The sequence below is a fragment of the Nonomuraea sp. CA-141351 genome (assembly GCF_050944675.1).
Lineage (GTDB): Bacteria > Actinomycetota > Actinomycetes > Streptosporangiales > Streptosporangiaceae > Nonomuraea.
Genome location: NZ_CP191982.1, coordinates 4,032,004 through 4,051,758 on the forward strand (window position 1 = coordinate 4,032,004; position 19,755 = coordinate 4,051,758).

Genomic DNA, 19,755 nt, shown 5'->3' on the forward strand with positions numbered 1-19,755 from the left:
CAGAGGCGTACACCACTCACGGGCACGGACACCCCGCGCCCGGGCGTGGAACGCGGCGCCGGATTGGGCGCCGAATGCCCGTGGACGCGCCCGACGCGCGGGTAAGCAGGCCCGCACCCCGATGCTCGCGGGCAGAGGCTCACACGCGGGGCAGCCGGTCAGGCGTACGCGCAGCGAAGGTGATCTTCGTCACATCGAAGAGCTCGAGCTCGAACCAGGAAAGCCGAGGCAGGCCGTCCCCGGTGCGAGGAGCCGGTGGGCTCGCCGTGCGAGGTGGCGGCGAGCCCTTGGGTGGACGACGAGCCCAGGGCGAAACCGGCTCAGAACGAGACCGGCTTCAAATAGGTCCGGCTCAGAACGACTCGACGGCGCGGCGCGCCTCCGCGTCGAGGACGCCCCAGCTGATGAGCTCCTCAGTCAGCTCGCTGGGCGACTTGTCATAGATCACAGCCAGGGAACGCAGGTCCTCCTGGCGGATCGACAGCACCTTGCCGTTGTAGTCACCGCGCTGGCTCTGGATCGTGGCGGCGTAGCGGGCCAGCGCCCCCGCCTTCTCCTTCGGAAGCGCGGCCAGGCGCTCCAGGTCGATCACAAGCTTCGGCGTCGGCCCCAGCGGGCTGGGCGCGGCGCCACCCGGCAGCAGCTCGGATACTGGCACCCCGTAGAAGTCGGCAAGCTCGGCAAGCTTCTGCACGGTCACCGCTCGGTCGCCGCGCTCATAGGAGCCCACGACTACGGCTTTCCACCTGCCGCGCGACTTCTCCTCGACCCCGTGCAGGGACAGGCCCTGCTGGGTGCGGATGGCGCGCAGTCGTGCACCCAGCGACTTTGCGTACTCAGACGGCATCGTGTGGCCCCCCGGCTCTCGTATGTATCGCTCTCAGTAGATTGTGCTCCCTTGCGGCGTATGCCCTAGCCACCGGGGGGTCTGTGCCGAGCTCGGCACCAACGGTAGCCGTGGCCCCGGGTTTAACCCGGAACGCCGCGAGGTGTGGTTACGGACAGTGACGGTAAAGGGGCGGACGCCTTAGGTCAAGCTGATTGGAAAAAAGATGCCGAATCCGGTCCGGTAGAGAACGCCACAAACGCCCATCCTGTCCCATTTGTAACAGTACTTCGTCATAGTTTGACGGCAATTTCGGCTGGTCAGTTCCGGCGAGTGAGAATCATGACAGGACAGGTCGCGGCCCGTACGATCTTGATCGAGGTGTCGCCGAGGAAGACCCGTCTGAGTGGTCCGGTGGCGCTCGAAGCGCATATGATCATCTCGCCGGGGAGCCACGAGGTCGTGCTGAGCGCCTGGGCGACGTTGCGGCCCTCCAGCACCTCCACCTCGACCTGTGGCCGCCCGCGGGCCGCCGCTCGCAGGTTCGAGGCCGCCTCGTCGCGCAGGCGCATGAGCATCTCCTCCTCGGCACTGACGCGCCTGCCGCTGCTGATCACCAGCGTGACCAGCCGCAGCGGGACGCCCAGCGACGCGGCCACCGCCGTCGCGTCCTTGACCGCGGCGTCGCAGCCGGGGCTGCGGCGGTAGGCGACGGTGAGGCGTTCGAGGGCGGTGGGGGGCTTGTCGGCGTAGCCGCGCGGGGCGAGCAGCACGGGAGCGGAGGACGAGTGCAGGAGCTGGTCGGCGGTGCTGCCGATGGCGATGCGACCCTTGCCGCCGTCAGGGGCCGAGCCGATCACCACGACGTCGGCGCCGCGCTCGCGCGCCGGCTCCACCAGCCCGCGCCCGCTGCCCTTGTGCGTGTGGGCCACATAGCCGGCATCCTCGCCCGCCAGCTCGCGCGCCTGCCGGAGCGCCGCGTCGGCCTGCTCCATCAGGTACGCCCGCCACGCGCCCTCCTCGGCCCTGGCGGGCCCGGGCGCGGACCACGCGGGGGGCTGCACGAACGCCACGGTCAGGCGCCCGTGCGCCTGGTCCTTGAGCAGCACGGCCAGCGTCAGCCCGTCCCTGCCCCGGGGCTCCGGGACGTAGCCGGCCAGCACGTTGTGCAGCTTCATTCAGGTCACCTCGGCGTTCAGCCGCGAATGGCCGTAGCCGTACAGGAAGTAGCAGATCAGGCCCACGAGCATCCACAGCCCGAACGCCAGCCAAGTGGCCCCGGCCAGGCCCGCCATCACGATGACGCAGAAGATCGCGCCGAGCACCGGCGTGGCGGGGAACAGCGGCACGCGGAAGCCGCGCGGCAGCTCGGGGCTGCGGTAGCGCAGGACGAGCACGCCGACGTTCACGATGGCGAAGGCGAACAGGGTGCCGATGCTGGTGGCCTCGGCGAGCTGGCCGAGCGGCACGAGCCCCGCCAGCACGGAGATGAACGCGGCGACGATGAGGGTGTTCGTGACGGGGACCTGGTGGCGCATGTCGACCCGCTGGAAGATCCGTGGGATCAGCCCGTCGCGGGACATCGCGAACAGGATGCGGGTCTGGCCGTAGATGACCGTGAGCACGACGCTGGCGATGGCGATGACCGCGCCGAACGAGACGATCAGGCCCGGCCAGGACGCGCCGACGGCCAGATCGGCGATGCGGGAGAGGACGGCCTCGGTCTTCTTCGGGTCGAAGTCCGTCCACGGCATCGCGCCGACGGCCGCCACGGCCACGAGCACGTAGACGGCCGTCACGATGACCAGTGACAGGATGATCGCGAGCGGCAGGTCGCGCTTGGGGTTCTTGGCCTCCTCGCCGGCGGTCGAGGCGGCGTCGAAGCCGATGTAGGAGAAGAACACCTGCGAGGCCGCCGCCGTGATCCCTGCCACCCCCATGGGGGCGAACGGCGTGAAATTCCGGGACTGGAAGGCCGTGAACGCCACCGCGCAGAAGAAGATCAGCACCACGACCTTGACCACCACGAAGATCGCGTTCGCCGTGGCGCTCTCGGAGGCCCCGTACAGCAGCAGCCACGTGGCGAGCAGGACGATGACGATCGCGGTGACGTTGACCACGCCGCCGTCCTGGCCGGGGGAACGGGTGACGGCGTCGGGCAGCGTGAAGCCGAGCAGGGCCCGCAGGAACGCGTTCAGGTATTCGCCCCAGCCCACGGCCACGGCCGCCACGGACACGGCGTACTCCAGCATGAGGCACCAGCCGCAGACCCAGGCCACCAGCTCGCCCAGCGTCGCGTACGCGTAGGAGTAGGACGAGCCGGACACCGGGATCGTCCCGGCCAGCTCGGCGTACGACAAGGCCGAGAACAGGGCCGTGATCGCCGCCAGCACGAACGACAGCACCACCGCCGGCCCCGACTTGGGCACCGCCTGCCCCAGGATGACGAAGATGCCGGTGCCGAGCGTGGCGCCGACGCTGAAGAGCGTGAGCTGCCACAGCGACATGGTGCGCCGCAGCTCGCCGCCCTCCCCGTGGCCGCCCTCCGCGACGATGCGCTCGGTGGGCTTGGTGCGGAAGAGCCGCCGGGCCAGTGCCACCGGACACCCCCTACAGCGTGCTCGTCAGCGGCCACCTGCCGTTGGGCGTCACGATCGTTCCCGCGGAGCCCTCGAGTATGCGCTCCGCCTGGTCGAGCCTTCCGATCGCGGCCATGTCGCCGGTCGTCTCCACGAACCGGCAGGCCGCCTCCACCTTCGGCCCCATCGACCCGGCGGGGAACTCCAGGGCGCGCAGCTCGTGCGGCGTGGTGTGGGCGATCTCGCTCTGGTGCGGCGTGCCGAAGCCGCGCATGACGCGCGGCACGTCGGTGAGGCTCAGGAACGCGTCGCAGTCCAGCGCCTCGGCCAGCATCGCGGCGGTGAGGTCCTTGTCGACGACCGCCTCCACGCCGGTCAGCCGGCCGCGCTCGTCGCGGACGACCGGGATGCCGCCGCCGCCCGCGCAGATCACGACCACGCCCTCGCGGATCATCATGCGGATCAGCCGGGTCTCGACGATGCGGCGGGGAACAGGGGAGGGGACGACGCGCCGCCAGTGGGGGCCGTCCTGCCTGACCGTCCAGCCGTACTCGGCTGCCAGCTTCTCCGCCTGCTCCCGCTCGTAGACCTGCCCGATGAACTTGGCCGGGTGCTCGAAGGCGGGGTCGACGGCCGTCACCAGCGTCTGCGTGACCATGGCCAGCACCTGCCGGCCCGGCAAGGCGTTCTGCAGGGCCTGCTGCATCCAGTAGCCGATCATGCCCTGCGTCTGCGCGCCGAGCGTGTCGAACGGGTACGGCCTGGTCAGGCTCGGGTCCGCGGCGCTCTCAACGGCGAGCAGGCCGACTTGCGGGCCGTTCCCGTGGGTGATGACCAGCTCGTGCTCGACGGCCAGCCGGGCGAGCGTCTTGACGGCCGCCCGGATGTTGGCCTGCTGGACGTCCGCGTCCGGCGCCTGGCCGCGTTTGAGCACCGCGTTGCCGCCCAGCGCGACGATGACCCGCATCCGGCTACCCCCTCATGCCCCGTCGCGTTCGAGCGGGCAGCTCATGCAGCGCGGGCCGCCGCGCCCCCTGCCGAGCTCGCTGCCCCTGATCGTGATGACCTCGATGCCGTTGTCGCGCAGGTAGTTGTTCGTGGTGGTGTTGCGCTCGTAGGCGACGACCACGCCGGGCTCCAGCGCCAGCCCGTTGCAGCCGTCGTCCCACTGCTCCCGCTCGGCGGCGCGGACGTCCTGCGTGGGGGTCAGCACCGTGATGTCGTCCAGGTCGAGGGCGTGGGCGATGGCCTTGTGCATGTGCTCGGGCGGGTGGTCGGTGACCTTGAGCTCCTTGTGCGACCCGCCGGGCTCGATGGTGTACGCGGGCAGCATCCCGAGGCCCGCGTACTCGGTGAACACGCCCACGTCGAGCATCGTCATCACGGTGTCGAGATGCATGAACGCCCGTGCCTTCGGCATGTCGAGCGCCACGATCGTGCGCGCGGAGCCGGCGGCGAACAGCTGCTGCGCCAGCATCTCGACCGCCTGCGGCTGGGTGCGCTCGCTCATGCCGACCAGCACCGCGCCCCGGCCGATGACCAGCACGTCGCCGCCTTCCATGGTGGCCGGCGCCACCGACTGCCCCGGCATCCAGCAGTGGAAGCCGCCCTTCCCGGGCTGGCCGAAGCCGTCGGCGAAGGTCGGGTGGTACATGTAGACGGCCTCCATGTTGACCGTCTCGCGCATGCGGGCCTTCTTCTTCATCGCGTTGATCGACACGCCGTCGTAGATCCAGCAGGACGTGTCGCGGGTGAAGAGGTGGTTGGGCAGCGGCGGCAGGATGAAGTCGTCGTCGCCGGTGGTGTGGAAGGTCACCGAGTCCGGGTCGCAGCCCATCTCGACCAGCTCGCGCTTGGTGACGCCGCCGGTCAGGTAGAGCTGCAGCGTCGCCGAGTCCATGCCGTCGAGGGTGTTGCGCACGTCGTCGATGGCCCCTGGGCCGAGCCAGCGCTCGTCGATGACCGCGTCGAGGATGTGCTTGCGCGCCTCCGGGATGTCGACGGTCTCCCTGAGGAGGTCGGCCAGGAGGTGGACCTTGACGCCGTGGTCGGTCAGCACCCGCTGGAACTCCTCGTGCTCCTCCATCGCGCGTTTGGCCCACAGCACGTCGTCGAAGAGGAACGCGTCCTTGTTGGACGGGGTCAGCCGCTTGAGCGCCAGGTCCGGCCTGTGCAGGAGCACCTGGCGCAGGCGTCCTACCTCGGAATCGACGTGAAAGGTCATCTTCGCTGTTTCCCCTCCAGGGCGGCTTTCTCGGGCGGTATCAGCGTCCCTCCGAGGAAGTCGGTACGCCATCCGTACCCCGTCGGCGCGTCGCGACGCCACGGGAGGCCGCTCGCGTTGTTCCTGGTAGCCCCTGGTACTGTGTGTCCCGACCAACACCCTTTAAGACCCGTCCCGTGAGGCGGGAAAGGTGGTGAGATTCGCCATGTCCGATTCCAGGGCCGTGCTAGAAGCCCCGGACATCCATCGAGCGCTGACCCGGATCGCGCACGAGATCCTCGAGCGCACCAAGGGCGCCGACGACGTCGTACTGCTCGGCATCCCCACCCGCGGCGCCACGCTGGCCCGCCGGCTCGGAGAGCGCATCCAGCAGTTCGAAGGCGTCAAGATCCCCGTCGGCTCGATCGACATCACGATGTACCGCGACGACCTGAGGCTCAAGCCCGCCCGGCCGCTCGGCCGGACCGAGCTGCCGCCGGACGGCATCGACGGCCGCGTGGTCGTGCTCGTGGACGACGTCCTCTACTCCGGCCGCACCGTGCGCGCCGCGCTCGACGCGCTCAACGACCTCGGCCGGCCCACCGCCGTTCAGCTGGCCACGCTGGTCGATCGCGGCCACCGCGAGCTGCCCATCCGCGCCGACTACGTCGGCAAGAACCTTCCCACCGCCAAGAGCGAGAAGGTCAGGGTCTACCTGCAGGAGATCGACGGCCGCGACGCCGTGCTCCTCATGAAGGGGGACGCCAAGTGAACCGCCACCTGATCTCCGCCGGCGACCTCTCCAAGGATGACGCGCTGCTCATCCTCGACACCGCCGAGGAGCTGGCCAGAGTCTCGGAACGTTCCATCAAGAAGCTCCCGACGCTGCGCGGGCGCACGGTGGTCAACCTGTTCTTCGAGGACTCCACCCGTACGCGGATCTCGTTCGAGGCGGCGGCCAAGCGGCTGTCCGCGGATGTGATCAACTTCTCGGCCAAGGGGTCGAGCGTGTCCAAGGGCGAGTCGCTCAAGGACACCGCGCTCACCCTCGAGGCCATGGGCGCCGACGCGGTGGTCATCCGCCACAGCGCCTCCGGCGCGCCGCACCGCCTGGCCAACTGGGTGCACGGCAGCGTCGTCAACGCCGGTGACGGCACCCACGAGCATCCCACGCAGGCGCTGCTCGACGCCTTCTCGATGCGCCGCCGCCTGGGCAGTCTCGAGGGGCGCAAGGTCACGATCGTCGGCGACGTGCTGCACAGCCGGGTCGCCCGCTCCAACGTTCTCCTGCTCCACACGCTGGGCGCCGAGGTCACGCTGGTGGCGCCGCCCACGCTGCTGCCCGTCTCCGTCGGCTGCTGGCCGTGCGAGGTGTCGTACGACCTGGACGCGGTGCTGCCCAAGTCGGACGTGGTGATGATGCTGCGGGTGCAGAAGGAGCGGATGAACGCCGCGTACTTCCCCAGCGAGCGGGAGTACTCCCGCCGGTACGGGCTCGACCGCGACCGGTTCGCCAAGATGCCCGACGACGCGATCGTCATGCACCCCGGGCCGATGAACCGCGGGATGGAGATCGCGGCCGAGGTGGCCGACTCGGCCCGGTCCACGATCGTCGAGCAGGTCGCCAACGGCGTGACCATCCGCATGGCCGTCCTGTACCTGCTGCTTGGGGGAGAGAGCGCGTGAGTGAGCGGAGCGAACGAACCAATGGGCACAGCATTTTGATCATCGTGCCGACGAAGGAGGCATGATGATTATCCGTAATGTTCGGATTCTGGGTGGGGAGCCCGTCGACATCCGCGTCGCCGACGGGGTGATCAAGGCGATCACTCCCGCCGACCCCCAAGTGGCCGCAGTCAGTGGTGACCGTCCTTTGGGGGAGAAGGGGAACGGTGGCCCGGCGGCCGCTGAAGGCGGCAACGTGGCCGGTGAGGCGTTGGCGTCCGGCGGTCAGGGTCGCGACGCTGGGTCAGCGGAGTGGCACGACCTCGTGGTCGACGGCGGCGGCGCGATCGCGCTGCCCGGCCTCGTGGACCTGCACACGCACCTCCGCGAGCCCGGCCGTGAGGATGCCGAGACCGTACAGACCGGGACGCAGTCGGCGGCCCGGGGCGGATACACCGCCGTGCACGCCATGGCCAACACCTCCCCCGTGGCCGACACCGCGGGGGTGGTCGAGCAGGTGTGGCGGCTCGGGCACGAGTTCGCGCACTGCGACGTGCATCCCGTGGGCGCCGTGACCGTCGGCCTGGAGGGCAGGCAGCTCGCGGAGCTGGGCGCGATGGCCGACTCGGCCGCCCGCGTACGGGTCTTCTCCGACGACGGCAAGTGCGTGGACGACGCCGTGCTGATGCGCCGCGCCCTGGAGTACGTCAAGGCGTTCGACGGCGTCATCGCCCAGCACGCCCAGGAGCCCAGGCTCACCGCAGGCGCCCAGATGAACGAGGGCGTCATCTCCGGCAGGCTCGGCCTGACCGGCTGGCCCGCGGTCGCGGAGGAGGCGATCATCGCGCGCGACTGCCTCCTGGCCGCCCACGTCGGCTCCAGGCTGCACGTCTGCCACGTCTCCACGGCCGGCTCCGTCGACATCATCCGCTGGGCCAAGTCCAAGGGCTGGAACATCACCGCCGAGGTCACCCCGCACCACCTGCTCCTCACCGACGACCTCGTCGAGGAGTCCCCGGTGGGCGCGTACAACCCGATCTACAAGGTCAACCCGCCGCTGCGCACCCGCACCGACGTCGAGGCGTTGCGGGCCGCGCTGGCCGACGGCACGATCGACGTCGTCGCCACCGACCACGCCCCGCACCCGGTCGAGGACAAGGAGACCGAGTGGTCGGCCGCGGCCATGGGCATGATCGGCCTGGAGACGGCGCTCAGCGTGGTCCAGGAGGCCATGGTCGAGACCGGGCTGCTCGACTGGGCGGGCGTCGCCGAGCGCATGTCCGTCGTCCCCGCCCGCATCGGCCGTCTGGCCGGCCAGGGGCAGCCGCTGGAGGTGGGCGCTCCGGCCAACATCACGCTGTACGACCCGTCCGTACGCACCGAGGTGGATCCGTCGGCATACGCGTCGAAGAGCAGGAACACCCCGTACGAGGGGATGACGCTGCCCGGCAGGGTAGTGGCCACGTTCCTGCGCGGCAGGCCGACCGTTCTCGAAGGGAAGCTGGTTTGAACACATCGGTGCTCGTCCTCGAAGACGGCCGCGTCTTCCACGGGACCCCGTACGGCGCCGAGGGCGAGACGTTCGGCGAGATGGTCTTCAACACCGGCATGACCGGCTACCAGGAGACTCTCACGGACCCGTCCTACCATCGGCAGATCGTCGCCATGACGGCGCCCCACATCGGCAACACCGGCGTCAACGACGAGGATCCGGAGTCCAAGCGCGTCTGGGTCGCCGGCTACGTCGTGCGCGAGCCGTCCAGAGTCGTCTCCAACTGGCGGGCCAACCGCTCGCTCGACGCCTACCTCAAGGAGCAGGGCGTCGTCGGGATCGCCATCTCCGGCACCCGCGCGCTCACCCGCCACCTGCGCGAGCGCGGCGCGATGCGCGCCGGCATCTTCACCGCGCCCACCGAGCCGGTCGAGGAGCTGGTCGAGCGCGTGCGGCAGTCGCCCCGCATGGAGGGCGCCGACCTGGCCGCCGAGGTGGCCACCACGGAGCCCTACGTGGTGCCCGCGATCGGCGAGAAGAGGTTCACGGTCGCCGCCGTGGACCTCGGCATCAAGGGCATGACGCCGCACCGGATGGCCGAGCGCGGCTGCGAGGTACACGTGCTGCCCGCGACGGCCACCTACGAGCAGATCATGGCGGTCGAGCCGGACGGCGTGTTCTTCTCCAACGGCCCCGGCGACCCCGCCACGGCGGACGTGAGCGCGCTCGAGAGCGTCCTGGAGGCCAAGGTCCCGTTCTTCGGGATCTGCTTCGGCAACCAGCTCTTCGGGCGGGCCCTGGGCCTTTCCACCTACAAGCTGCGGTACGGGCACCGGGGCGTCAACCAGCCCGTCCAGGACGTGCGCACGGGGAAGGTGGAGATCTCGGCGCACAACCACGGGTTCGCCGTGGAGGCGCCGCTCGACGGGCCGTTCCAGACCCCGTACGGCAAGGCCGAGGTCAGCCACGTCAACCTCAACGACCGCTGCGTGGAAGGGCTGCGCCTGCTCGACGGCCGCGCCTTCAGCGTCCAGTACCACCCAGAGGCCGCCGCGGGGCCCCACGACGCGGCCTATCTCTTCGACGAGTTCTGTGAGGTCATGAACCGTGCCCAAGCGTGAGGACATCAGGTCCGTCCTGGTGATCGGCTCGGGGCCGATCGTGATCGGACAGGCGTGCGAGTTCGACTATTCGGGCACCCAGGCGTGCCGCGTGCTGCGGGCCGAGGGCTTCCGGGTCATCCTGGTCAACAGCAACCCGGCGACGATCATGACGGACCCCGAGTTCGCCGACGCCACGTACGTGGAGCCGATCACCCCCGAGTTCGTCGAGAAGATCATCGCCAAGGAGCGGCCGGACGCGCTGCTGCCGACGCTGGGCGGGCAGACCGCGCTCAACACGGCGGTCGCGCTGCACGAGTCAGGCGTGCTGGAGAAGTACGAGGTCGAGCTGATCGGCGCGGACTTCGACGCGATCCAGGCGGGGGAGAACCGCGAGCGGTTCAAGGAGATCGTCGCCAAGGTCGCCCGTGAGCACGGGCTCAACGCCGAGTCGGCCAGATCGGTCATCTGCCACACGATGGACGAGTGCCTGGCCGGCGCCCGCGAGCTGGGCTACCCGGTCGTGGTCAGGCCGTCGTTCACGATGGGCGGCGCCGGGTCCGGGTTCGCCTATGACGAGGCCGACCTGCGGCGCATCGCCGGCGCCGGGCTCGACGCCTCTCCGACCACCGAGGTGCTCCTGGAGGAGTCGATCCTCGGCTGGAAGGAGTACGAGCTCGAGGTCATGCGCGACAAGAACGACAATGTCGTCATCGTCTGCTCCATCGAGAACATCGACCCGATGGGCGTGCACACCGGTGACAGCGTCACCGTCGCGCCCGCGCTGACCCTGACCGACCGCGAATACCAGAACATGCGCGACGTCGCCATCGCGGTCATCCGCGAGGTCGGCGTGGACACCGGCGGCTGCAACATCCAGTTCGCGGTCGACCCGGGCACCGGGCGCATGATCGTCATCGAGATGAACCCGCGCGTGTCCCGGTCCTCGGCGCTGGCCTCGAAGGCCACCGGGTTCCCGATCGCGAAGATCGCGGCCAAGCTGGCCATCGGCTACACGCTCGACGAGATCCCCAACGACATCACCAAGGAGACCCCGGCCTCCTTCGAGCCGACGCTCGACTACATCGTGGTGAAGGTGCCGAGGTTCGCGTTCGAGAAGTTCAGGGGCGCCGACCAGACCCTCACCACGCACATGAAGTCCGTGGGCGAGGCCATGGCCATCGGCCGCTCCTTCCCCGAAGCGCTGCAGAAGGCGCTCCGGTCGCTGGAGAAGAAGGACTCGTCCTTCACCTGGGCGGGCTCGCCCGGGGACAAGGCCGAGCTGCTCGACAAGTGCCGCACCCCGCACGACGGGCGGCTGCGCACCATGCAGCAGGCCGTCAGGGCGGGCGCCACGCCCGGCGAGCTGTTCGAGGCGACCAACGTCGATCCCTGGTTCATCGACCAGCTCATCCTGCTCCACGAGGAGGCCGAGGCGGTCGCCGCCGCCTCCGAGCTGACCGGCGAGGTGCTCGAGCGGGCCAAGCACCACGGCTTCAGCGACGCGCAGATCGGCGAGATCCGCGGCATCGACGAGGCCAGGGTGCGCGACCTGCGCCACGCCCTCGGCCTGCGGCCCGTCTACAACACCGTCGACACGTGCGCCGCCGAGTTCGCCGCGAAGACGCCGTACCTCTACTCGACGTACGACGAGGAGAGCGAGGTCCCCAGCGGCGAGCGCGAGAAGGTCATCATCCTGGGCTCCGGGCCCAACCGCATCGGGCAGGGCATCGAGTTCGACTACGCGTGCGTGCACGCCTCGTTCGAGCTGTCCAGGGCCGGGTTCGAGACCGTCATGGTCAACTGCAACCCCGAGACCGTCTCGACCGACTACGACACCTCCGACCGGCTCTACTTCGAGCCGCTGACGCTGGAGGACGTCCTGGAGGTCGTGCACGCCGAGCAGCAGACAGGCCCGGTCGCGGGCGTGATCGTGCAGCTCGGCGGCCAGACGCCGCTGGGGCTCGCGCAGGCGCTCAAGGACGCGGGCGTGCCCGTGGTCGGCACCTCGCCCGAGTCGATCCACCTGGCCGAGGAGCGCGGCGCGTTCGGGCGGGTGCTGGCCGAGGCGGGCCTGCCCGCGCCCAAGCACGGCACCGCGCTCACCGTCGCCGAGGCGCGGGAGATCGCCGACGAGATCGGCTACCCCGTGCTCGTCCGCCCGTCCTACGTGCTCGGCGGCGCCGGCATGGCCATCGTGTACGACGAGGACACGCTGACGACGTACATGGCGGCCCAGGAGGGCGGCCACCCGGTGCTCGTGGACAAGTTCCTGGACGAGGCCATCGAGATCGACGTCGACGCTCTGTACGACGGGTCGGAGCTGTATCTCGGCGGCGTCATGGAGCACATCGAGGAGGCCGGGATCCACTCCGGCGACTCGGCGTGCGCGCTGCCGCCCATCACCCTCGGCAGCCACGACATCAAGCGCATCCGCGCCGCCACCGAGGCCATCGCCCGGGGCGTGGGGGTGCGCGGGCTGCTGAACGTCCAGTACGCGATGTCGGCCGGAGTCCTGTACGTCCTGGAGGCCAACCCGCGCGCCAGCCGTACCGTGCCGTTCGTGTCCAAGGCCACCGCGGTGCCGCTGGCCAAGGCGGCGGCCCGGGTGATGCTCGGCACGTCGATCGCCTCGCTGCGCGAGGAGGGCATGCTGCCCGCGACCGGCGACGGCGGAACGCTGCCTCTCGACTCCTCCATCGCCGTCAAGGAGGCGGTGCTGCCGTTCAACCGCTTCCGGGGCGTGGACATCGTGCTCGGGCCCGAGATGCGCTCCACGGGCGAGGTCATGGGCATCGACGAGTTCTTCGGGATCGCGTACGCGAAGTCCCAAGCGGGCGCCTACGGCGAGCTCCCGACCAAGGGACGCGCGTTCGTATCCGTGGCCAACAGGGACAAGCGTGCGATGATCTTCCCTGTGAAGGCGCTGGCGGATCTCGGATTCGAGATCCTCGCTACGGAGGGCACCGCCGAGGTGCTGCGCCGTAACGGTGTCCATGCCAAGATCGTGCGAAAGCACAGCGAGGGGACGGGTCCCGGAGGTGAGCCCACGAGCGTGCAGGCCATTCTGGACGGCGAGGTCGACCTGATCGTCAACACGCCCTTCGGCAGCCCGGGACAGTCGGGCCCGCGGCTCGACGGCTACGAGATCCGCACCGCCGCGGTGCTGCGCGGCATCCCGTGCATCACCACGGTCTCGGGGCTGGCGGCCGCGGCGGCGGGCATTCAGGCGATCGTGCGCGGCGACGTCGGCGTACGGTCCCTCCAGGAGCACGCACAGGCACTACGGGGCTGACCCCGCACGGGAGGTGAAGACGACTGGCCGGCACTCCGGTGCAGGTGACTGGCACGGTGCTGACGACGCGCCGGGTCGACGCCTACCATGCGCTGACGGTGGTGGCGCCCGGCATAGCCGAGCGCTACCGCCCCGGTCACTTCGTCTCCGTGGCGGTCGGCGGGGCTTACACGTCGATGGTGACGCGCCGCGCGCTGACCATCCACGACGTCAAGTCCGACTACGGCGGCACGGTCGAAATGGTCTTCACCGCCTCAGGGCCCGGCACGGCCTGGCTGGCCGAGCGGCGTGCCCGCGACACGCTCGACCTGGTTGGGCCGCTCGGCCGGCCCTTTCCGCTGCCGCGTGACCCCGCGCACTGCGTGCTGGTCGGCTCCGACTACGGCTCCGCCGTGCTGTTCCCGCTGGCCGACGCGTTGCTGGAGCGGGGCTGCCGGGTCGACTTCGTGCTGGGCGGCACCGGGGCGGAGCGGGTGTTCGGGGCCATGCGGGCCCGCAGGATCGCCGAGACCACCACGCTGACCACCGAGGACGGCTCGCTCGGGCTACGTGGAAGGGTCACCGACGCGCTACCGTCGGTGATCGCCGACACGCGGGCCGACGCCGTCTACGCCTGCGCGCCCATGGAGACACTGCGGGCCGTGACGGCGGTGGCGATGGAGTTCGACATCCCGGTGCAGGTGGCCGTCGAGGAGTCGATGGCCTGCGGCATCGGGGTGTGCATGACGTGCGTGCTGCCCGTCATCGGGGACGACGGGGTGACCAGGATGGTTCGGGCGTGCGCTGAAGGGCCGGTGTTCCGGGGGGAACGGGTGCGTTTCGAGGACGTGGGAACGATCCCGTTCGACGCGCTCGGCGCCCCCGGAGGCGGTGCGCGACATGTCAGTTGATATGCGGACATTTCTGGCGCACGTCGAGCTGGCGAACCCGATCACCACGGCCGCCGGATGCGCCTCCTCCGGGCGGGAGCTGGCCCAGTTCTTCGACCTGCACCGGCTCGGAGCGCTGACCACCCGCTCGATCACCATGGCGCCCCGCGCGGGGCGGCCCACGCCGCGCATGGCCGAGACGCCCTCGGGCATGCTGAACGCCGTGGGGTTGCAGGGCCCGGGCATCGACGCCTTCCTGGAGCGGGAGCTGCCATGGCTCGCCCAGCGGGGCATCAAGACCATCGTCTCGATCGGCGGCGGCACCGTCGCCGAGTACTCCGAGCTGGCCCGCAGGCTCGCCGACGCGCCCGGGGTCACCGCGCTGGAGGTCAACCTCTCCTGCCCGAACATGGAGGACCGCGGCCGCGTCTTCGCCCGCGAGGGCAGCGCGGCGGCCGAGGTGATCGCCTCGGTGCGGTCCATCATGCGCTACGACGTGCCGGTCGTGGCCAAGCTCGCGCCCGACGTGGCGGACATCGTGTCGGTCGCCCGGGCCTGCGTGGACGCGGGGGCCGACGCGCTGTCCATGATCAACAATCCGCTCGGCATGGCCATCGACACCGAGTCGCTGCGGCCCTCGCTCGCCGCCGTCACCGGGGGGCTGTCGGGGCCCGCCATCCTGCCGCTGGCCGTACGGTGCGTGTGGCAGGTGCACGCGGCCCTCCCGGGGGTGCCGCTGATCGGCATCGGCGGTGTGATGACCGGCAGGGACGCGTTCCAGCTCGTCCTGGCGGGCGCCTGCGTGGTCGGTGTGGGCACGGCGCTGTTCCACGACCCCTACGCCTGCCTGCGCATCGAACGCGAGCTGGAGGACCTGCTGAGGGCCCGCGGCTTCCAGCGCCTGGCCGACGCCGTGGGCCTCGCCCACCGCCCGCCGGGAAGCGCACCTCGCCACCTGCTCGTCGACTCCGAAGAGAGCGCCCCGTGACCATCAGTCGTCATATCCGCCATTTCTGTCGTATCTGCCATATCGAGGAGAGCACGTCTTGACTCCCGCACCCCTCCTGACTCCCGCGCCCATCGCCGTCGCCCTGGACGCCCCCGACCTGGAGACCGCCGCCCGGTGGGCGGCCCTGGTGACTCCGCACGTCAGCACGGTCAAGGTGGGTCTGGAGCTCTACCTCCGCTACGGCCCCGACGTGATCGCCTCCGTGCGGGGGGCCAGCGGCGTGCAGGTGTTCCTCGACCTCAAGCTCCACGACATCCCGAACACCGTCGCCGGCGCCTCCCGCGCGGTCTCGCGGCTGCGCCCGGCGATCCTCACCGTGCACGCCACCGGCGGCCCGGCCATGATCCGCGCCGCCGTGGAGGCCGCCGACCCGCACACCAAGATCGCCGCTGTGACGATCCTGACCTCGCTGAACGAGGACGACCTGGGCCGCATCGGGCTCATGGGGCCGGCCGACGACGCCGTACGCCGCCTGGCCGCGCTGTCGGTGGAGTCGGGGGCCACGGCGCTGGTGTGCTCGCCCAACGAGGTGTCCGCGGTGCGGGCGGAGGTGGGGGAGGGGATCGCGCTGATCACGCCCGGAGTGCGGCCCGCGGGGGCCGACACGCAGGACCAGGCGCGGGTGGCCACGCCCGAACAGGCACTCGCCGACGGCGCCGACCTCCTCGTCATCGGCCGCCCCATCACCGGCTCCCCGGATCCCGGCGCAACGGCCGCCTCCATCGCGGCGTCTCTCCGCCGCGCATCGTGATCTCCTTGATGTCCCGCCGCTGCGGCTGATCCCCGTTTCCTCGCCCCATCCGTGCGTTGCGGCCGTGGCAGGCTGGCGCGCCCGTCGAACCGCCCATTCGTTACGGCTGCGCACGGTGGGCCGCGCGCCCGTCAATCCATCCATCCGTTACGGCTGCGCACGGTGGGCCGCGCGCCCGTCAAACCGCCCATCCGTTACGGCTGCGCACGGTGGGCCGCGCGCCCGTCAATCCATCCATCCGTTACGGCTGCGCACGGTGGGCCGCGCGCCCGTCAAACCGCCCATCCGTTACGGCTGCGCACGGTGGGCCTCACGCGCCGACGCCCCCTGCCGTCTTTCATGGCCGGTCGTGAAGGCTCACGGGTTGCTCGCCGTGACGAGCGCACGCTTGACCATGACCGTGGCGAGTCGCCGGCACGGTCGCGCGGACGTGTCGCCGGGCGCCACCAACCGACGTCCTTGACGCAACGTGCGCGCGTGCGACCCCCGCCGTCCCGGGGCGCCGGATCATGGCCGTCTGGACCCCTCGGGTGCCGCCGTGTGAAGGCCGGTTGGGTGGGGCGGTTTGGATCATGGGTGCCTGCCGCTCTCACAAGATCGTAATGCATTCGTGAGGGCGTTTGTGCGCGATCTTCGTTCTGGTTTCGGGCCTGGTGCGGGCGGGGTTTCGGACATTGGTGGGTGACTGGAATGTGATCATCGTTGCGTTTCGCGACACCGTCGTGAGCCGACGCGCGAAGCGGGAAGTGAGGGCGATTTCATCAGCGGAATGTGATTTTACGGATACGGAGAGCGATGAAGTGGATTTTGTGAGGAGAGAAACGGCTCTTGACGTTGCTTAGGGGGCGATGACCAGCTAGTTTCCCTTCCCGTCCGAGTACATCGACAGAAATTCGAGGTGACCCGGCGTGGCTCTTCCTCCACTGACCCCTGAGCAGCGCGCCGCAGCCCTGGAGAAGGCTGCCAAGGCCCGTAAAGAGCGTGCCGAGGTCAAGAACCGGCTCAAGCATGGCGCGGTTTCTCTGGCTGAGGTGCTCAAGGACGGGCAGACCGACGACGTCATCGGAAAGATGAAGGTGTCGGCCCTGTTGGAATCGCTCCCCGGCGTGGGCAAGGTCCGCGCCAAGCAGCTCATGGAGCGGCTTGCCATCGCCGAGTCCCGCCGCGTGCGGGGTCTCGGCGCGAACCAGAGGGCATCCCTCGAGCGCGAGTTCGGTGGCAACGAGAGCTAATCTCTGTTCCACAAGAAAGCGCAGGTTCAACGGGGGGTAGGAAAGTGACCGACGGGTCCTGGTCCGGCGAAGTCAGTGCCTACGAGGCATTCGGGCCCGGAGCGGAGGTCGGATTCTTGCCCTTGAGCGAACGGCGGCTGACGGTCCTTTCAGGGCCGTCGGGCGTCGGCAAGTCCACGGTCGTCGCCGAGCTCCGGCGGGCACACCCCGAGGTGTGGCTGTCGGTCTCGGTGACCACCAGGAGGCCCCGGCCCGGTGAGGTGAACGGGGTCCACTACTTCTTCGTCGACGGCGAGGAGTTCGACCGGCTCGTGGCGGCCGGCGAGCTGCTCGAGTGGGCGGAGTTCGCGGGTAACCGCTACGGCACGCCGCGCGAGCCGGTGTTGAAGAAGCTCGCCGACGGCGTGCCTACGCTGCTCGAGATCGACCTCGAAGGCGCCAGACAGGTGCGCGGGAGCATGCCTGAGGCGCTGCTGGTGTTCCTTGCTCCGCCCAGCTGGGAGGAGCTGGAGAAGCGGCTGCGCGGCCGCGGCACCGAGCCTGAGGACGTCATCGCGCGCCGCCTCGATGCGGGGCGGGTCGAGATGGCCGCGGAGCCGGAGTTCGACCTGACTCTCGTGAACACGAACGTCCAAGACGTGTGCTCTCGGCTGATAGCCTTGATGACTGACCCTCAGGGGGTCACGACAACCACCAACCGAGAGGTCTGACAATCGTGGCAGGCACCACCCCGGCCGCGGAGGGCATCACCAACCCGCCGATCGACGCGCTGCTCGACATCGTCGACAGCAAATACTCACTGGTGATCATGGGCGCCAAGCGCGCTCGCCAGATCAACGCCTACTACTCCCAGCTCGGCGAGGGCCTGCTCGAATACGTCGGGCCGCTGGTCGAGACGCACGCGCAGGAGAAGCCGCTGTCCATCGCCCTGCGCGAGGTCTCCGAGGGCCTGCTCAACGCCGAGCCGATCGAAGGCGCGGTCTGACCCCTTCGATGAAGGTCGTCCTGGGCGTCAGTGGCGGCATCGCCGCGTACAAGGCCTGTGAGCTGCTGCGCCTGTTCACCGAGTCCGGGCACGAGGTGCGGGTCGTCCCGACCCGCGAGGCGCTGAAGTTCGTGGGCGCGCCCACCTGGGCCGCCCTGTCGGGCAACCCCGTGTCGGCCGAGGTGTGGGACGACGTTCACGAGGTGCCCCACGTCCGGATCGGCAAGCAGGCCGACCTCGTCGTGGTGGCGCCCGCGACCGCCGACGTGCTCGCGAGGGCGGCCCACGGGCTGGCCGGCGACCTGCTGACCAACACGCTGCTGACGGCCACGTGCCCGGTCGTGTTCGCGCCCGCGATGCACACCGAGATGTGGCAGCACCCCGCCACCCGCGCCAACGTCGCGACGCTGCGCGAGCGGGGCGCCGTCGTGATCGACCCCGCCGTCGGCCGCCTCACCGGGGCCGACACCGGCCCCGGCCGCCTGCCCGACCCGGGCGAGATATTCCAGCTCTGCCTGCGCGTGCTGCGCGGCCGGCCCCGCGACCTGGCCGGGCGCAAGGTGGTCATCTCCGCCGGCGGCACCCGCGAGGCGATCGACCCGGTCCGCTACATCGGCAACCGCTCCTCGGGGCTGCAGGGATACGCACTGGCCCGCACGGCCGCCGCCCGGGGCGCCGAGGTGACCCTGGTCGCGGCGAACGTGGCGCTGCCCGACCCCGCCGGGGCAAAGGTCGTCCGGGTGGAGTCGGCGGCCCAGCTGCGCGAGGCGGTGCTCGCCGCCTCGGCCGGCGCCGACGTGGTGGTCATGGCCGCAGCGGTGGCCGACTTCCGGCCCGCGACGCGGCACGAGACGAAGATCAAGAAGACGGACGGCGAGCCCGAGCCGATCTTTCTGACGAAGAACCCCGACATCCTCGCCGAACTCGGCGCACTCCGCCGCGACGCCCGCGCGGCCGAGACACGTTCCGGCGGTGGAACGCCGGCCCCACCGGCCCCTCAGCCGTCGACCCCCGGAGCCGCGCGTGGCGCGACCCCGTATCCGGCCATCCCCGCGCCGCAGCCCACCGGCGGCGCCCTCCACGGCGGAGCACCGGCCGACGCGACCCCGCAGCCGGTCAGCGGTGTCGCTCACGGCGGAGCGGCCACCGACCCGAAGTCGCAGCCTGTCAGCGGTGTCTCAGGTGGCGGAGCGCCCACCGACCCGAGGTCGCTGCCTGTCGGCGGCGGCCCTCGCGGTGGAGCGCCGACCCTGCCGGCCTCGCAGGCGGCCGGCTCGACGCCGGAGCCGGTCGGCGGCGCCTGTCACGATGGTGCGCCGGGCGACCCGGCCCTGGCCTGGGGTGGCGGTGCCTCCAGCGGTTTGCGGGCGAACGTCGAGGCGGCGTCGGGTGACGGCGTCCCGCAGGGCCGTCCGGTGACGGCTGAGGCGGGTCCGGGTGGTGGCGCGCCCCGCGGGGCGTACCCGGAGGTGATCGTCGGGTTCGCGGCCGAGACCAACGACGTGCTCGCCAACGGGCAGGCCAAGCTCGCGCGCAAGGGCTGCGACCTGCTGGTCGTCAACCAGGTGGGGGAGGGCCTCGCCTTCGGCACCCCCGACAACGCGGCCACCGTGCTCGTCGCGGGTGGAGAGCCGGTAGAGGTGCCGTTCGGGCCCAAGGAGGACGTCGCCGACGCCGTGTGGGACCTGGTCGCCGCGCGGCTGTCCTGACCCACGCAGGACCTCGGCCCGGTGCGTACGTCCTAGAAGG

The 19,755-nt window shown here is 70.5% G+C and carries 17 protein-coding genes; 12 read left to right on the forward strand and 5 right to left on the reverse strand.

Translation table 11 applies throughout. The features are described from left to right. Positions 1-352 precede the first annotated feature (352 nt). From bldD to ACQPWU_RS19185, 5 genes are all read right to left on the reverse strand, one after another. Positions 353-847, reverse strand: coding sequence for a transcriptional regulator BldD (bldD, locus tag ACQPWU_RS19165; RefSeq protein ID WP_055503136.1), 495 nt, complete (start codon positions 845-847; stop codon positions 353-355). Between the two features lie 299 nt (positions 848-1,146). Continuing rightward, on the reverse strand, positions 1,147-2,004 hold the full coding sequence (locus ACQPWU_RS19170; protein WP_433441851.1) for a universal stress protein: 858 nt from the start codon (positions 2,002-2,004) through the stop codon (positions 1,147-1,149). Further along, entirely contained in the window at positions 2,005-3,426 is a 1,422-nt protein-coding gene (locus tag ACQPWU_RS19175) for an amino acid permease (RefSeq protein WP_433441853.1), read from the reverse strand. Between the two features lie 10 nt (positions 3,427-3,436). Then, positions 3,437-4,372, reverse strand: a complete 936-nt coding sequence (arcC, locus tag ACQPWU_RS19180; protein ID WP_433441855.1) for a carbamate kinase — start codon at positions 4,370-4,372, stop codon at positions 3,437-3,439. 12 nt (positions 4,373-4,384) lie between these two features. Beyond that, the gene (locus ACQPWU_RS19185) at positions 4,385-5,629 is read right to left on the reverse strand and encodes an arginine deiminase (RefSeq protein WP_433441857.1); all 1,245 of its coding nucleotides are present in this window, start codon (positions 5,627-5,629) and stop codon (positions 4,385-4,387) included. Positions 5,630-5,834: 205 nt separating this feature from the next. Here ACQPWU_RS19185 and pyrR point away from each other — a divergent pair, with 205 nt between their 5' ends. The 12 genes from pyrR to coaBC all read left to right on the forward strand — a co-directional run bounded on the left by pyrR (position 5,835) and on the right by coaBC (position 19,715). Next, positions 5,835-6,380, forward strand: a complete 546-nt coding sequence (gene pyrR, locus ACQPWU_RS19190) for a bifunctional pyr operon transcriptional regulator/uracil phosphoribosyltransferase PyrR (protein ID WP_360697289.1) — start codon at positions 5,835-5,837, stop codon at positions 6,378-6,380. Then, a complete protein-coding gene (locus ACQPWU_RS19195; RefSeq protein ID WP_433441859.1) occupies positions 6,377-7,294 on the forward strand; it encodes an aspartate carbamoyltransferase catalytic subunit in 918 nt (305 codons plus the stop codon). The genes pyrR and ACQPWU_RS19195 overlap by 4 nt, the downstream gene beginning before the upstream one ends. Positions 7,295-7,355: 61 nt before the next feature. Continuing rightward, the gene (locus ACQPWU_RS19200) at positions 7,356-8,783 is read left to right on the forward strand and encodes a dihydroorotase (protein ID WP_433441861.1); all 1,428 of its coding nucleotides are present in this window, start codon (positions 7,356-7,358) and stop codon (positions 8,781-8,783) included. After that, a complete protein-coding gene (gene carA / locus ACQPWU_RS19205) occupies positions 8,780-9,886 on the forward strand; it encodes a glutamine-hydrolyzing carbamoyl-phosphate synthase small subunit (protein ID WP_433441863.1) in 1,107 nt (368 codons plus the stop codon). The genes ACQPWU_RS19200 and carA overlap by 4 nt, the downstream gene beginning before the upstream one ends. Then, entirely contained in the window at positions 9,873-13,160 is a 3,288-nt protein-coding gene (carB, locus tag ACQPWU_RS19210) for a carbamoyl-phosphate synthase large subunit (protein ID WP_433441865.1), read from the forward strand. The genes carA and carB overlap by 14 nt, the downstream gene beginning before the upstream one ends. A gap of 23 nt (positions 13,161-13,183) precedes the next feature. After that, a complete protein-coding gene (locus ACQPWU_RS19215; RefSeq protein ID WP_433445240.1) occupies positions 13,184-14,050 on the forward strand; it encodes a dihydroorotate dehydrogenase electron transfer subunit in 867 nt (288 codons plus the stop codon). Continuing rightward, positions 14,040-15,017 carry a dihydroorotate dehydrogenase gene (locus tag ACQPWU_RS19220; protein ID WP_433441867.1) on the forward strand — a complete coding sequence of 326 codons (978 nt, stop codon included), beginning with the start codon at positions 14,040-14,042 and terminating at the stop codon, positions 15,015-15,017. Before ACQPWU_RS19215 ends, ACQPWU_RS19220 begins: the two co-directional genes overlap by 11 nt. 76 nt (positions 15,018-15,093) lie before the next feature. Beyond that, positions 15,094-15,789, forward strand: coding sequence for an orotidine-5'-phosphate decarboxylase (gene pyrF / locus ACQPWU_RS19225; protein WP_433445242.1), 696 nt, complete (start codon positions 15,094-15,096; stop codon positions 15,787-15,789). A gap of 908 nt (positions 15,790-16,697) precedes the next feature. Then, the gene (gene mihF / locus ACQPWU_RS19230) at positions 16,698-17,021 is read left to right on the forward strand and encodes an integration host factor, actinobacterial type (RefSeq protein ID WP_020541698.1); all 324 of its coding nucleotides are present in this window, start codon (positions 16,698-16,700) and stop codon (positions 17,019-17,021) included. Positions 17,022-17,137: 116 nt separating this feature from the next. After that, entirely contained in the window at positions 17,138-17,731 is a 594-nt protein-coding gene (gene gmk / locus ACQPWU_RS19235; RefSeq protein WP_433441870.1) for a guanylate kinase, read from the forward strand. A 5-nt stretch (positions 17,732-17,736) separates the two neighbouring features. Then, positions 17,737-18,006 (forward strand): DNA-directed RNA polymerase subunit omega, encoded by a 270-nt coding sequence (rpoZ, locus tag ACQPWU_RS19240; protein WP_043638590.1) that lies wholly within the window; start codon positions 17,737-17,739, stop codon positions 18,004-18,006. Positions 18,007-18,014: 8 nt separating this feature from the next. Beyond that, positions 18,015-19,715: a bifunctional phosphopantothenoylcysteine decarboxylase/phosphopantothenate--cysteine ligase CoaBC gene (coaBC, locus tag ACQPWU_RS19245; RefSeq protein ID WP_433441872.1), complete on the forward strand. Its 1,701-nt coding sequence runs from the start codon at positions 18,015-18,017 to the stop codon at positions 19,713-19,715. Positions 19,716-19,755: the final 40 nt, after the last annotated feature.